We start from the raw sequence: 14559 nt of genomic DNA, 5'->3' as shown, positions 1-14559 counted from the left end.
GTCAGACCGTTCTTTCGTTGCGAGGATCGGAAGTTGAGGATGGTTCGGCCAACAGCGTGTCGACGCATGTCGCTAGCGAATTTTGCCAGGGCGGCATGACCAGCCCGTAGACCGACGCGAGCTTGCCGCCATCGAGCCGCGAATTTGCGGGGCGCTTCGCCGGCGTCGGATAATCGGAGGTCGCGATCCGCCGCACCGTCGCATGCGGCCCGTTCTGCGCGGCAGAGCGAGCGAAAATGGCTTCCGCGACATCGGCCCAGACGGCTTCACCTGTCGCCGCCATGTGAAATACTCCAAACAGGTTCGCGGACGCATCCGGTTCGGCAGCGGTGCGCTTCGCGACCGCGATCAGCACCCGGGCGATATCAATCGCAGAGGTGGGGCATCCATGCTGGTCGGCCACCACCCCAACCTCGTCGCGCGTCGCGGCGAGCCGCAGCATCGTTTTGACGAAGTTCTGGCCGAATGGCGAATAAACCCATGCGGTCCGCAAGATGACGTGGCGGGGATTCGAGGCTGCGGCCGCCACCTCGCCCGCGAGCTTGCTGCGGCCGTAGACGCCGAGCGGGCCGGTCGGATCATCCTCGCGATAGGGATGGAGGGCCGTGCCGTCGAAGACATAATCGGTCGAGATCTGCAGCACCGGAACGCCCGCCTGCGCAGCCGCGGCCGCCACCGCGCCGGCGCCGCGTCCATTCACGGCATCGGCCAGGTCGGCCTCACCCTCGGCCTTGTCGACCGCCGTATAGGCTGCGGCATTGATGACGACATCCGGCTCGGCCGCCAAGATCGCGGGCCCGATCGTCTCGGGTTTGGCAAGATCGAGGGTCGGTCGACCAAGCGCCACGATCGTGACGCCTTCGTCCGCGGCGATCGACAGCAGCGCGCGAACGACCTGCCCGTCTTGTCCCGTTACGACGATACGCATGGATACCCCTGTCGAAATGCGGCCGCCAGCAGCCCCCAGCCATGGCGTCAGGGCTTGGACAGGCCCAGTCGTTCGCCGGCATATACGCCCGCGCGGAGGGGCTGCCACCACCAGCCATTGTCGAGATACCATTCGATCGTCCGGCGGATGCCGGTCTCGAACGTCTCCTGCGCGCGCCAGCCAAGCTCCGTTTCGAGCTTGGTCGCATCGATCGCATAGCGATGGTCATGGCCGGGCCGGTCGGTCACGAAGGTGATGAGGTCGCGACGCGGGGTCGCTGCGGGCCGCAGATGGTCGAGCGCGTCGCAGATGGTCTCGACCACATGCAGATTGCTGCGTTCGTTTCGGCCGCCGACGTTATACGTCTCGCCCACCCGCCCGCTGCGGACGATCGTCCATAGCGCGCGGGCATGATCCTCGACGAACAGCCAGTCGCGGATGTTACTGCCATCGCCATAGACGGGAAGCGGCCGCCCCTCGAGCGCGTTGAGGACGATAAGGGGGATCAGCTTCTCGGGAAAATGGAACGGCCCATAATTGTTGGAGCAGTTCGAAATCACCACAGGAAGCCCGTAGGTTCGCATCCACGCCATGGCGAGATGGTCGGATGCCGCTTTGCTGGCCGAATAGGGCGAGCTCGGGTCGTAGGGGGTCGTCTCCTTGAACAACCCGGTCTCGCCGAGCGAACCATAGACCTCGTCGGTCGACACATGCAGAAACCGGAAGCTCTGCCGATCGGCCTCCGGGAGGCCGGACCAATAGGCTCGTGCCGCCTCGAGCAGCGTGAAGGTGCCGACGATATTGGTTTCGATGAAATCCTTGGATCCGGTGATCGACCGATCGACATGGCTCTCGGCCGCCAGATGCATCACGGCATCCGGGCGGAACGAGGCGAAGATGGCGTCGAGCGCCGCGCGATCCACGATGTCGGCTTGCTCGAACCGGTAGTTTGGCCGGTTCTCGACAGCCCGCAGGGATGCCAGATTGCCCGCATAGGTGAGTTTGTCGAGATTGAGCACCTCGACATCGGCCTCGCCCGCCAACATCCGGACCACAGCAGAACCGATGAACCCGGCACCGCCGGTTACGATGACACGCTTCATCGGGTGCTCATTGGGTTGGCCTCGTAGGTGAAGACGGCGGGCAGGTCGGCGAGGACGGGCAGCTTGGTGTCCTTGTCGGACAGGACGGCGCCGCCGGCGCCGAGCGGCCACGCGATGCCGAGGGCCGGGTCGTTCCACAGGATGCCGCCATCGTCGGCGGGGCTGTAGGGGTTGGTTACCTTATAGGCCACCAACGTGTCCGGCTCGAGCGTGCAATAGCCATGGGCAAAACCGGGCGGCACCCAGAGTTGGTCGCCATCGACGCCGTCGAGACGCGCCCAGACATGGCGGCCGAATGTCGGCGACCCCTGCCGGATATCAACCGCAACGTCGAAGATCGCGCCTCTTATGGCGCGGATCAACTTGCCTTGCGCGGTCGGCGGCCGTTGGAAGTGCAGGCCACGCAACGTCCCGACCGCTCCGGACAGCGCCTCGTTGTCCTGCACGAAATCGAGAGCCGCAACCTGCTCCCGGAACATCCGGGCACTGAAGGTCTCGGAGAAATAGCCACGCGGGTCGCCAAAGCGACGCGGGCGGATCCGAACCACATCAGGAATATCAAGCTTCTCGACGATCATGCGCTCTCGATCCAGTTTGGAGCAAACTCTTATTCAGCGTCCCAAAGCCGGTCAATACTGGTCGAAAATGAAATGCCGGTAACACAGGCCGGGCAGAGCCCCATGAACAAAGCTGGCCACCAAGCCGAGATGACGCGACGACGCTACATCTTACGTTGCGTCAGACACCCGTGTTTTAATAAGTCTACACGAACAACTCATGAATGAGTGTGCCGGCGAAGAACGACGCGACCTCTTTCGGATCAGCGGTCGGCATCATTAAAACCGCCCAGAGATCGAACGAAGCGCCCGGCATGACGCGGGTTTCGGCGAAACCGGCCGCCATGGCGCGCTTGCCGATCAGGTCGATCGTCATCCCGGTATGATGCGCCATATAGGTTTGACCTGCCGCGATCGAGGCCGAATGGCCAAACAGCATGTCGAGCGCCGTGATCGGGCCGGAGGGCGACATGTAGGCCACGTCTTCTGCGCCTTTGGTCAGCATCAAGCGGACGACCGCGGTCAGGTCCGGACAGGTCAACAAAACGAATCCGTCCGGCTTGAGGATACGCCGGAATTCGGTCAGGGCCGGCACCACTTCATGCGTATGCAAATGCTCGATGGCGTGGGAGGACCAGATCGCATCGAAGGTGCGATCCGGTATGATGCTCCGCATATCGATAATCGAGCCGACAAGATCGGGCCGCGTTCGCGGATCGATATCGAGCCGCACCTCGTCCCATGTCTGTGGCGTGAAATTGCGGAACAGCTTATCGGCATTGGTCGGGCCTGAACCGGCGTTCAGCACACGCTTCCGATGGGAGCCCGCCTCGTGGCCGCTCCTTTGATCCGGGACGCGATCGGAACCAGTGGTCGAGGGATTGAGCATCTAGAATCCTGGAGGGACGGCTGCGGGCGCGGGCGGATCGGGTTGCCTCGCGGCGCGTTCGCGGGGTGGACAGGCGAGGCCCGAGTAGGGTCGTGGCCCTAACGACAGCATCGGAGTGTAGAACGGATCGTTGATCAGATCGTTTCCCCAACGAGAGCGTAGCCGGGAAAGGTCCATATCGTCTGATCGCCATGGATCGTCCCCCGGCATCGAAGACGTCGATGTCTGCTCATGCATGGTCACCCGGGCGTGGGGCGTCATGACCAGTCGAGCGCCGAGTTGGCGAGCGCGAAGCCCGTAATCGACGTCCGCATAGCGCGCGGAAAAGCATGCCGCATCGAAGCCGTTCAGCCGGACGAACAAGCTGCGCCGCGTCAAGAGGCATTGCGCCGATACGCCACCGACCTGATGCGCCACATGGAGCATGTCGGCGTAACCCGGGTCGTTCTGGCGACGGTCGCTTGCGGCATCGGCGACCGAAAACCGGGGCCCGAGCACATATCCGGCGTGTCGGACGAGGCCCGAGGGCGCGATCAGCACGGCTCCCACGACCCCCGTCTCGGGTGCGGCCATCCGGCCGACCATGTCGTCGAGCCAACCCGGTTGCCGGCACTCTGCGCCGTCATCGAGGAACAGCAGCAAATCGCCTTTGGCCTGCATAGCTCCCAGATTGTGAAGGCCGGCCAAGCCAAGCGGGGCCGGTGCCGGGATCAGGCGAATCCCGGCTGTCGTCAGCGTCTCGAGAAAGCTCCGCGTCTCCTCCAGCAGCGACCCATCGTCGACCACGACCACCTCGAACGGCGTGTCGCAAAGCGTCTGATGCAAGGACACGAGGCAGCGTTGCAGCGAATCGGCGCGATCGCGCGTCGCAATCACGATCGAGATCAGGCGACGCTCCGCTGCGCGCGCCACGTGAACGGCCGGCAAGGCGCCACCCGGAGTGATACGAATCTGCCCGCTTTGCCCAGCCGCCCGCAAGCTGTCTGCGGAGGCCCGCGCCAAACGCGGCGCGAGTTGGTCGATCGGGGGCAGGCGGAGGTCGGCCAGAAATCCCGGCACATGCACCGGCATCTCCGACGTGAGCCGCGATTGTCCGGCAGCCGCCAAAAACAGGGCGAAGAGGTCGCCGGCGCCGCCCCGCAGCAACGCGAGCGCGCGATGCCGCGACAGGGCGAAGATATAGGCGCCGTAGCCCTGTTCGAGCGTTCGTTCGTGATCGAAGGCTGGAAAGGCGATCGGCCAGGTCAGGCCGTCGGAGGCCTTGAGCCCGATATCGCAATAGGCCAGCGGCGCGACGGGATGATCGCGCAGCGCCTTCGAGAGGCGCTGGAGCGCATCGACCGAGAACACGGCTGTGGCGAGAGTGAACACCACCACGTCGCAGGCCTCGGCGTCGCGATCGAGAAACGTCGCGACAGCGGCAGGATCGAAGGTTGCCGGACCCTCGACCTCGTCGAAGACGGCGGCGGTCCAGGCCACATCCGCTGCCGGCGGCAGACTGTCGATCGCGGCCTCGGCGCCGACTTCGCCGACCAAAACGACCGCGACCGCCATCGAGCGCATATCGATACTGACCGATTCGGCCTGCATGGCGAGCCGCCAGGTCGCAAAGTCTCCGAACGGAACGGATTGTGGGATCAACCGATCGTAGAGCGCGCCGCGCAGGGTTTCGGATGCGAGCGCACCGCTGATCCCCAGAAATCGCTCGAGCCCGTCCGCGAAGCCGACGACCGCGCACGGGCTTCCGTCAAGAACGCGCCCGCGATCATCCGTTACGTGAACATGCCGAACACGACCATCCGCGAGGGAGGCCGGAAGCGACAGCGCGAACGCGCGCAGCGGCTCATGCGTGCCGCCGCGATCGCGGCTCGACCAGGAGGCGGGAACGACATCGGCCACGAGGATCCCATCGATCGTGGCGCGTACCGATCCAGGCGGTTGGTCGGGCTCGTAAGGCACCCAACCATCGAGGCCCAGCCCCCCGCTCCAGCGAACCCGCCCAGCGTCCAGCGGTATCGAGGTCGGAGCGGCGGCGTTGGCCCACCGAAAGGCCGCGCCGAGAAGCCGATCCGTGTTGGCGAGGCGGACCGCCACGACGCTGCCGGCCTCGATCGAGGGGTCGAGCGCGAAGCCAAAACCATGACAACCATCGCCCATGTCGGCCGCATGAAGCGCCGGCTCATAGCGCGCCGCCCTTGCGATCGCGGCCACGAGCCCATCGATCACAAGTTCGACCACAAAACGACGTGACGGCATCGTGCGGTCGAGCACGAAACCCATCACGGACCTGTTCGGGCCGACGCGGACCTCCGACCAGAGATCGGCATCGCGCTGCAGCGACGCGAGACGATCGTCAGCCCGCCTCTCGTTCATGCGGCGTGATCGAGGGCGGCATCGCGGCCGCTCGCCCACACCAGAAGCTCATCCGCGATGGTCTCGTCGCCCCGTCGAGGATCGAAGCAGAGATCGCCGTCCCGCAGCGGCATCTGACCGAACGACCAATCGAAATAGCTCATCGGCAGACCGGTCCTCTGCGCCACATCGTCGATCACTCCGAAGAATCCCGTCCGCTCAGGCAGAAACAGGCGCCCGATCCCGTAGGCGTCGATAACCTCATCGAGATCAGCGTCGTCCACCGGGCCGCTGACCATGATGTTGGCGGCGGCCATGAGCGATAGATCGGCCATGGCGAGGCCGAGAACCACCAGTCCGCAACGGCTCCCGAGTGCCCGAAACCGGCGCGCGATCGTGGTCAACATCCGATCGACAAAGGCGCTGGGATGCGGCACCAGAACACCGATCAAACCCTGTTCCGAGGCATGCGGGGATATGGCACCGATGCTGGTCCCGGTTGCGAACCCCTGCAGGATGGGCTTGCCGACCATGCGGCGGGCGAAAGCGTCTGAAAGGCGGTCGACCGTCACGACCTGATCGGCCGCGTTCAGGGCGAGACGAAGCCGCGCCTGCGGAACGGCGGTGTCATCCTCAGGGATCGGAACAATCGGATCGCCCCCGGAGTCTGGGGGCCGGACCGAGCCCGGCGCAAACCATTCGAGATCGCCGCAGAGAAGATCGAACGGCACTCCCCGATCGAGCAGAGCATGAAGCACGACGTCGGGGCAGGTTATCGGGTCGGCCATCTCGATGCGGTCGAGCGGCATGGCTCTCATGGTTGCGAGGGCCGCATCCCGCTCGTCGGTCTTGCCAAGCGCGAAGCGAAGATTTTGCGGCGTGCCTCCGTCCGAGCGGCGCATTGTCAGGGTCGCGTCCGACGCGCCCTGCCCCCATGCGAGAATGAGGCATGCGACACCCAAGGTCTGCAGCACGGCGGCGCGACGGCGCAGCACAAGCATAGACTTGCCGGTTGGACCCGCGAGGATGCGAACGGGTTGGCTCGGCACCAACAGAGCCTCGATCCTGGCGCGCGCGACCGCAAGCGGGTCTGCGGCCGCAAAGGCGGCCGATTGCGCGCGATAGTCCGGAAAGCGATGCTCGAGAACCCGCAGATTGCGCATCACCAAGGCGCGTTTGGAGGCGCCGAACGACAAGCTTCCAGCGTGGCCGACATAGACGCCGGTCGCGCAAAGGTTCCGCAACCCCGCTTCTGCGGCCTGCAGGCAGAAGTCGACATCCTCGTAATAACCGCGCTCGTAAAGCTCGGGCAACGACCCGACCGCATCGAGGCATCGGCGCGTGATATAAAGGCAGAATCCGATGCCGTTCGGCATGTCGACCACGCCCCATCCATTGCGGTCCCGCGCCGCGCGATCGATCGCGGCGATCTCGTCCAGAGTAGGCAGCGGAGACGCCCGATGGGAGAGCGGGAAGCTCGCCTCCTCACCATTGTTGGAGAAGGGTGTGACCGTTCCGACCCGGTCGGTTGCCTCTGCGACCTGCTTCAGGTGCCGAATGGCATCGGGCGGCAACAGCGTGTCGGCATTGAGAAGCAGCACATCCCCGGCCTCGACCTCGTTCAACGCCATGTTGACCGCACGGGCGAAGCCAAGGTTGTGGGGGTTGCGGATGAGCCTCAATGCGCCACGGGATGCACGTCGATCGAGATCCTGGCGGATCGCGTCGTTCGGGCTTGCGTCGTCGACCGCGATGATGGCGAGGTCTCCATCGATCGCTTGAGCCTCGAGGCTGTCGAGGCAGGCCCGCGTCGCGGCGGCGTCTTCGTAAACCGGCACCACGACCGTGACGGACGGGCGAGCGACGCGACGTGTCAGACCCGCACGCCCGACGGTTCCGCGCGGCACCGCAGGCCGCGCCAAATTCTGCTCGAGCAAGATGGTGGTGGCGACGCCATCCGCGCGGACGAGGTCGACCGCGACGGGGGTCGGGCCGCAGCCGATCCGAATCGAGGCGGCAGCGCCGGCAGCGCTTGCGAGCTTATGCCCGACATCGGGGCTGATCGTGACATCGTGCGCCATGCCGGAACCACCGACGGCACGGAGTTGCACGGGATCGTGGCCGCTCCAGGCCACCCATCCCACGACGCTATCGCCCTGAGCTCGCAACACGCCGGTCGCCATCGGCCCTGCTGCGCGAAGAACCTGAAGCGCCAGGGCCAGATCGTCCGGGTCGAGACTTCGCAGGAGCGAGGCGGCGGCAGTCTTGCGCTGACCAGCCTCGGGCGACCATCGCAGCAGAGCGCGATTGACAGTCCGGTCGGTCGGATCGAGATCGGCCGCCCGGTCGAGATCTGCAAGGGCGCGGTCGAGTCCTCTCCACAGACGCAAGGCTTCAAAGCGGAGCAACCGACCCAAAGCGGCCGACGGATCGATGCGGCATAAGCGATCGGCGAAGGCGAAAGCCTGATCGGGACGGCCATCGGCGAGCCGCGACGACGCCATGACGGCCATCACGTCGCGATGCCGTCGAGGATCGAAGAATGCGGCGTCGAGGTCATCCAAGGCTGAAACGATCATCCAGGCCGGCTCCACCCTTCCACAGGCCACCAACACGATGTGGCCGATGTGACCTATTCTGATACGCCATGTATAGAAGAGATCGATATGCGGCTTTCGGCATGATCTGTCCATGCCGCCACAGCATGCAAGTCGTTCCGCACGAGATCACATCTTATCGGGATTGTGGTTGTGGATAGGCTGACGTTGCGTTAATCGTGTCACGAAGGGTTGGCGGCTGTGCCGATCAGGCACTCCCGCGACATCAGCGACGGCGATGAGCTTCGGAGTGCCAATGTCGATTGGCCGGCCGGGACACACGATCGTTCTGTTGCGACCTCACTGCCCCAGGGGAGTCTTCATATGTCGTTCGATGTGGACCAGGCTTCGGAACGAACGTCGTCGATCGCCGTCTCGCGCGGGCTGTTTGCATTGCGCTACACCGAGAGCGCTGCCGGAGCGGGCGGCCCGATCGCCTTTGTGCGCCAGGGTCCGGGATCGGAAGCGACGATACGACTGATCCCCTATCCGGGCGACGCGCCCGGCCGCTTGGAAGGTGCCGGCAGTTGTATGGTCGTGGTGGCCGAGCAGCCCGGAAACTTGCAGATCACCGTCAGGCGGCGCGACCGGAGCAACAGTCTCAACGCGACGTTTCAGCTCCAGGGTCTCGACGAACGCAAGTCGACCCGCATGGAGAGCACGCCGGTCGTCTCCGACATGACCGGTCACGGGAGCGACCCGATCGTCTCCGGGGCGCCGGGCCTCCGCATGTTTGCCCATGTGGCGCGGCAAGGCGACGTCGAAGCCCGCGACGGACAATGGATTGCCGGCCCCAACGCGCCGGCGCCGATCGAGGGCATCGAAATCCGCCTCGAGACGCAAGAGTTCGACATCGAGACGCAAGTTCTGGTTGGCGGGCGGTGGTCCCGCTGGATCGGATCACGCAGCTATGTGGGAACGAAGGGACGCGCGATCCCCCTCACAGGACTGCGCTTCCGGCTCGTCGGCGACGCCGGGGCGAATGCCGCGATCGAAGCCGAGTGCCTGTTTCTCGGATCCGCCATCCAGTCCCGGTCCGGCCAACAGATCGAATTGGTTGGTTCGAGCGGTGCCGACCCGCTGGTCGGCATCAAGATCGGTTTACGCTTGGCCTCATCTCGCGCCGCCGGATCGATCGCGCAGCCCATGGTGGCCCAGCCCATGCCGACCCCATCACAGTCATGGCCGCAGGCTGCCGCGCCCTCTCCCGCTCAAAAGGCCGCGCGAGTTCGTGTCTTCCGCGCCAGCGAAGCCCGATCCTCCTGAGGGTGAAGCAACCGGCGGCGGCCCCGGCCTCCGAACGATCACGAAAGCGAGACAGATCCATTCACCCGACATCGCGTTCGATCCGACTTGAAAACGCGAGCCGCCTTGTCGTGACAGAGCCGCAGATCACCGCGATCGCGGCGGGTGCCGCTCAGGGCAGCGGTCTCGAATGAACGTCTTATTCGTCCACAACAATTTCCCCGCGCAATTCAGGAACTTGGCCGAATCGCTGATCGACGATCCGGCCTATACGGTTGCGGCGATCGGATCGCAGACGGCGCAAGCCCTGCCGGGCTCACGGTTACAAACCTATTCGTTCGTCGCAAAGCCGAGTGTGGGGACGCATCCGTTCGCACGGCGGTTCGACATCGAATGTCGACGCGCCGAGCATGTGCTCTACGCCGCCATCGCGCTTAAGCAATCCGGCTTCATGGCCGATGTGATCGTCGTTCATTGCGGCTGGGGCGAGAGCCTGCCGCTCCGCTCCGTCTTCCCGTCCGCCAGAATCGTGGTCTATTGCGAGTTCTATTATCGGTTCGACGGCCTCGATGTGCATTTCGATCCGGAAAGCCCGCGCTTCGGCACCGATGGACAAATTCTGCTGCATGCCAAAAACGCCTCGACGCTGCTGGCGCTGGCAGAGGCCGATCTCGGCATCTCGCCCACGGCGTGGCAGCGCTCCACCTACCCGCTCGAGCTCCAAAGCAAGATCAAGGTCTGCCACGAGGGTGTCGATACCAAGCTCATCAAGCCCAACGCCGCGGCGTCGCTGCAGCTTCCGTCAGGCCGCATTCTGACCAAAGCCGACCGCATCGTGACCTATGTGGCGCGGAGCCTCGAACCGCATCGCGGCTTTCACATTTTCATGCGGGCCCTGCCGCAGATCCTCAGCCAAAACCCGGAAGCCCAGATCGTCGTGATCGGCGACAATGGCGTTTCCTATGGGGTCGATCCCGGCAACGGGTCGACCTGGAAAGACGCCATGCTGGCCGAGCTTGGCGATCGACTGGCGCTCGACCATGTGCATTTCCTCGGCCGCGTTCCCTATGACGTGTACCAAGCCACACTTCAGATCTCGACCGTCCACGTCTATCTGACCTATCCGTTCGTCCTGTCGTGGTCGCTGATCGAGGCGATGGCGACGGGGTGCTGCCTCGTCGCGTCCAATACCGCCCCGGTTCAGGAGGTGCTGAACGACGACAGCGCCATTCTGGTGCCGTTCCTCGATCATGCGGCCCTCGCCGATGCGGTCGGGACCGTGCTGGCAAATCCTCAGGCCTTCGAGAGTCTTGGAACGCGAGCCCGTCTCGAAGCGCGAACCCGTTACGACAAGGGCATCCTGGTCCGGAAGATGCGGCGCCTTCTCGGGATGACGATAGAGACGCCGATCGTCACGGATTGAGACCCGTTACGGAGCGAGGCTGACACACTCACCCGACGCGCCAATGAGCATCCAATAGGGCATGCCGCGCGCGATGAGGTGCGGCGAGACCGGGATCGCGACTTGATGTTGATCGAAGATCGCATGGATCGGGATCGAAACCAGGGGCCAGGGCTGCGGCCCACCGGCAGCCAGCACGAGCCTGCGCCACAGGGGGGTTGGCGAAAGATCATGCGTGTGGATCGACGCACTCAGCAGCATCTCGTGTCCGATTGTCTTCACATCGACGGACCAACGCGGAGTGGCTTCGAGGACTGCGAGCGAGGGTGGCGCGATGAGGCGCGCGATCGAGTCGGCATCGAACGGCACGGCGGCGAGCAGCAGGAGCGGTGCAATCGGACGATCGAGGTGATGCAAGTCGATGAAACACATTGCCACGGCGACGGCGGAGGTGTCGCTGCACGCGGCGATCAGCTGCAAGGTGAACTGTCCCGCCCGGGGGAGAGGGGGAGCATTCACATGAACCGCGTACCATTGCGTATCGTGCGGCACGATGGCCCGCACCGGCTGGCTGCTGGGATCGATGACGGCGCCGGCGTGATGCCAAACGGCCTGAAGGGTCGCCTCGACCGGCCGGGTCGCACCCGTCGCCTTCACCCAGATGGTCACGCCATGTCCCACCGGAACGACCTCCGGATAGGCGACGTGCAACACGTGTCGAAGCGGGTCGTAGGCGGAGGTCCTCGTCGGATTGACGGGCCGGGGTGGCATCAGTTTCGGATGACCCCGGCGCTCGCCGACGCGGCGCTCGGTCTGGCCTGAGTCGAGCATGATCGCTGCGGGATCATCGGCGCCACGGACGGCATCGACGCCTCCGAGCGGCAGCGCCGCGCCCGCGGCCGTGAATTTATGCCGGACCACCACCTGACCCTCGTCGGTCAGGTCGACCGCGTGGTTCAGTCCGAGGGCGCCACGGTCGCGTCGCAGCGGGAGCGAGCCGAAAAACGAGGCCTTGTCGTATTTCCGAACGTATTCGCGCGAAACGTCGGACCGCGTCCGGGCGCCGCCGCCGACCTCAATCATCTGGTCGAGATCCCACTTGTCCAAGAAGAGCTGCCAGCCCGCCTGACGGTCGCGCAAGCTCTTGTAGCCGCTGACCCGGGGATGATGATGGTCGGCCACCATCGTCGGCAGATAGGCGACCCGCAACGGACTGAACCGCTTCAGGGTCAGAAAGAAATCCTCATGCTCGCCGTTCGATTTGAAGCGAGGGTCCCACCGGATCTTTGCCGAAAACAGGGCCTTGCGGACCACGAACCAATTCATCACGGCATCGACCAGGAAGTAGTCGACGCCCGCCCGCGAGCGGCCGACGGGTTGCGCCAGATAGATCGGGATCGAGAACAGAATGCGGTTGCGCTCGTCGTGTTCGAGGAAAAGCTCCCAGTAGCGGTTCACCCGCTGCGTCTCGTCCTGCGAGATGTCGATCAGGCGGCCGCCGACCAGACCGATCTCGGGGTCGTGGTCCAGGATCGTGAAGGCGCCACCGAACGAGGTGTCGGGCGTCAGGATGAAGTCGTCGTCACAGATCACGAGATAGTCTTCGGCGCAGCGATCCACGATGGCGTTGCGCGCGACCGTGACGCCGCAATCGTAATCCATCCAGAGAACCTCGACGCCGCGTGAGGCGTAGAAATCCTGCATCGGGATCGTCGGCAGCGACTGGTCGGCCACGTAGATCACGACGTCGGGAAACAGGCTGCGGATCGAGAGAATGAGCCGCTGCACCACGAACGGGCGGTCGATCGTCGCAAAGCCGATCGCAAATGGGCGGGAAGAGCCGGTTGGGGGCGCCGGATCGATCATCGACCGAGAACGAGCCCTTGCGAGGCGAACAGATAGCCGAGATTGGAGGTGATTCGAAGCGACGTTCGGAAGGCCGCATCATTCGCATCGTCGAAAAGCTCGGCCCACGACCGCTCCGACGTCGGCACTTCGAGATCGGACCAAGCCGGCGTGGCGATCCCGTTCTGCCGAAGATAGCCCTGCACCACGAAAGTGGTGATGCCCTGCCAATACATACGCCGACGGAACCAGGCTTTGGTGATCCGGTCGCTCGAAATCATATGCTGAACGCGGATATGCGGATCGAAGTAGAAGGTCCCCCCATCTCCCGCCAGCAGGATGTTGACGGCATTCTCGCCGGACAGCAAGTTCATCCCGATGCGTCCGAGCCGTTCGGGGAAGCCGCCGTGCTTCAACAGCGGCGCCTTGCGATAGGCGGAATTGACCTCGCAGATCCATTCCTCGGGCTTCAGCGTGATTGGATCCAAAGACCAGCCGAGACCCGCCGACAACGGTTTCAACAACTCGTCGTCGAGCCAGTCCGGGCGGGGCGTTTCCCAGATCGGATCGATCTCGCCACCCACCGCGACCGTTGCGGGAGGAGCTGCCTCGAAGGCGCGGAGCAATTGATCGATCCAGCCGGGCGGCACGATGGCGTCATCGTCGGTGAAGGCGCAGATGTCGTAGGCGGCCGCCGCAAGGCCGACGTTGCGGCTATTCGCCAAACCCTGCCGGGCCTCGAACAAATAGCGGAAGTTTGGGAAACGGCCGCAGAATTCCTGCGCGACGTCGGCGGTCGTATCGGTCGAATTATTGTCGACGATCAGCACCTCGAACGTGGTCGGCCCACAGGTCTGATGCGCCAGGGCGTTCAGGCACTGAAACAAAACGCCAGCGCGGTTGTAAGTGCAGACGATGACCGACACGCTCATCGTGGCATTCAATTTCGAAGAACGACGAGATATTCGAAAGCCCAGTCGAAGCGGGGTCTTGGATCGAGCAAGAGAACGATCTGCAGGCGCGACGCGGCGGGGTCGTTCAGCATCGCCTGCGGCGCGACAGACGAGAGAGACGCGGTCTCCATCTCGTCGCCGATCTTGAGAGCTCCAAGATTATGCTCGGCCAGCGGCGCCCCGCCGGCGCTGAAGCTTTTGATCTGGACTCGGACGTTGGAGGGTTTGGCGGACAGGCCCCGCATCTGCACATAGAGATCCCGCGCGCCCCGGAGCGCATCGACATCGAGCCAGAACTCCATCGTCAACCACCGGCTGGCGAAATCCGGCCCGGTCCGCAGGTTGAAATCGAACGGCTGTTCGGGCGAACTCCAACTCGTGGCTTGCTTCGGCAGTTGCCGGATCTCGACCACGTTCCGATCGAACATCTCGAACCCGACCATAAACTCCGGCCCTAACGGCTCGTATCCTTTCGCGATCCGCCAATCGAGAAGCGCGAACGGCACCGCGAAAGGCTGTTGGATCGCGCGCCCGATCAAGCTCGGATCGGCTTGCGACACACTCGCGACGGCACGGCGCACAGCCGCGAGATCGACCTGGAGTTGATCGAGCAATTGATTGATCTGCGAAATATTGTTCAAAGTCATCCCTGACGCAGCCGCTATGCTTGACTACAGTCACGGATGCC

At 64.3% G+C, this 14559-nt stretch carries 11 protein-coding genes; 2 read left to right on the top strand and 9 right to left on the bottom strand.

Going from position 1 to position 14559, the window contains the following annotated elements:
- Position 1 precedes the first annotated feature (1 nt).
- From rfbD to EY713_RS06485, 6 genes are all read right to left on the bottom strand, one after another.
- Positions 2-928, bottom strand: a complete 927-nt coding sequence (rfbD, locus tag EY713_RS06510) for a dTDP-4-dehydrorhamnose reductase (protein WP_131114094.1) — start codon at positions 926-928, stop codon at positions 2-4.
- Positions 929-975: 47 nt separating this feature from the next.
- A complete protein-coding gene (rfbB, locus tag EY713_RS06505) occupies positions 976-2031 on the bottom strand; it encodes a dTDP-glucose 4,6-dehydratase (protein ID WP_131114093.1) in 1056 nt (351 codons plus the stop codon).
- Positions 2028-2609: a dTDP-4-dehydrorhamnose 3,5-epimerase gene (rfbC, locus tag EY713_RS06500; RefSeq protein ID WP_131114092.1), complete on the bottom strand. Its 582-nt coding sequence runs from the start codon at positions 2607-2609 to the stop codon at positions 2028-2030. Before rfbC ends, rfbB begins: the two co-directional genes overlap by 4 nt.
- Positions 2610-2793: 184 nt before the next feature.
- Complete coding sequence (locus EY713_RS06495) at positions 2794-3477, bottom strand: class I SAM-dependent methyltransferase (RefSeq protein ID WP_245572917.1); 684 nt, start codon at positions 3475-3477, stop codon at positions 2794-2796.
- Positions 3478-5850 carry a glycosyltransferase family 2 protein gene (locus EY713_RS06490; protein ID WP_131114091.1) on the bottom strand — a complete coding sequence of 791 codons (2373 nt, stop codon included), beginning with the start codon at positions 5848-5850 and terminating at the stop codon, positions 3478-3480.
- Positions 5847-8408 carry a glycosyltransferase family 2 protein gene (locus EY713_RS06485; RefSeq protein WP_165491047.1) on the bottom strand — a complete coding sequence of 854 codons (2562 nt, stop codon included), beginning with the start codon at positions 8406-8408 and terminating at the stop codon, positions 5847-5849. Before EY713_RS06485 ends, EY713_RS06490 begins: the two co-directional genes overlap by 4 nt.
- A 342-nt stretch (positions 8409-8750) precedes the next feature.
- Between EY713_RS06485 and EY713_RS06480 the strand changes: the two genes are divergently transcribed.
- Positions 8751-9692: a hypothetical protein gene (locus EY713_RS06480; protein WP_131114089.1), complete on the top strand. Its 942-nt coding sequence runs from the start codon at positions 8751-8753 to the stop codon at positions 9690-9692.
- 169 nt (positions 9693-9861) lie between these two features.
- Positions 9862-11094: a glycosyltransferase gene (locus EY713_RS06475; protein WP_131114088.1), complete on the top strand. Its 1233-nt coding sequence runs from the start codon at positions 9862-9864 to the stop codon at positions 11092-11094.
- A gap of 6 nt (positions 11095-11100) precedes the next feature.
- Here EY713_RS06475 and EY713_RS06470 read toward each other — a convergent pair whose 3' ends face one another.
- The 3 genes from EY713_RS06470 to EY713_RS06460 are packed head-to-tail and all read right to left on the bottom strand — an operon-like array spanning position 11101 to position 14512.
- A complete protein-coding gene (locus EY713_RS06470; RefSeq protein ID WP_131114087.1) occupies positions 11101-12939 on the bottom strand; it encodes a glycosyltransferase family 2 protein in 1839 nt (612 codons plus the stop codon).
- On the bottom strand, positions 12936-13850 hold the full coding sequence (locus EY713_RS06465) for a glycosyltransferase family 2 protein (RefSeq protein WP_131114086.1): 915 nt from the start codon (positions 13848-13850) through the stop codon (positions 12936-12938). Before EY713_RS06465 ends, EY713_RS06470 begins: the two co-directional genes overlap by 4 nt.
- Positions 13851-13858: 8 nt before the next feature.
- Positions 13859-14512, bottom strand: coding sequence for a hypothetical protein (locus tag EY713_RS06460; protein WP_131114085.1), 654 nt, complete (start codon positions 14510-14512; stop codon positions 13859-13861).
- Between the last annotated feature and the right edge of the window lie 47 nt (positions 14513-14559).

Origin of the sequence: Lichenihabitans psoromatis (assembly GCF_004323635.1) — a bacterium.
Classification (GTDB): Bacteria; Pseudomonadota; Alphaproteobacteria; order Rhizobiales; family Beijerinckiaceae; genus Lichenihabitans; species Lichenihabitans psoromatis.
Note: the sequence above shows the minus strand (reverse complement) of the source record. Positions and strands in the feature narration are given on the sequence as shown.

What these genes read in the sequence shown, in the direction of transcription:
- EY713_RS06480 (WP_131114089.1), top strand. Translation starts at nt 8,751, where the DNA reads ATGTCGTTCGATGTGGACCAGGCTTCGGAACGAACGTCGTCGATCGCC.
- EY713_RS06495 (WP_245572917.1), bottom strand. Translation starts at nt 3,477, where the DNA reads ATGCTCAATCCCTCGACCACTGGTTCCGATCGCGTCCCGGATCAAAGG.
- rfbD (WP_131114094.1), bottom strand. Translation starts at nt 928, where the DNA reads ATGCGTATCGTCGTAACGGGACAAGACGGGCAGGTCGTTCGCGCGCTG.
- rfbB (WP_131114093.1), bottom strand. Translation starts at nt 2,031, where the DNA reads ATGAAGCGTGTCATCGTAACCGGCGGTGCCGGGTTCATCGGTTCTGCT.
- EY713_RS06465 (WP_131114086.1), bottom strand. Translation starts at nt 13,850, where the DNA reads ATGAGCGTGTCGGTCATCGTCTGCACTTACAACCGCGCTGGCGTTTTG.
- EY713_RS06470 (WP_131114087.1), bottom strand. Translation starts at nt 12,939, where the DNA reads ATGATCGATCCGGCGCCCCCAACCGGCTCTTCCCGCCCATTTGCGATC.
- EY713_RS06490 (WP_131114091.1), bottom strand. Translation starts at nt 5,850, where the DNA reads ATGAACGAGAGGCGGGCTGACGATCGTCTCGCGTCGCTGCAGCGCGAT.
- EY713_RS06485 (WP_165491047.1), bottom strand. Translation starts at nt 8,408, where the DNA reads ATGATCGTTTCAGCCTTGGATGACCTCGACGCCGCATTCTTCGATCCT.
- rfbC (WP_131114092.1), bottom strand. Translation starts at nt 2,609, where the DNA reads ATGATCGTCGAGAAGCTTGATATTCCTGATGTGGTTCGGATCCGCCCG.
- EY713_RS06475 (WP_131114088.1), top strand. Translation starts at nt 9,862, where the DNA reads ATGAACGTCTTATTCGTCCACAACAATTTCCCCGCGCAATTCAGGAAC.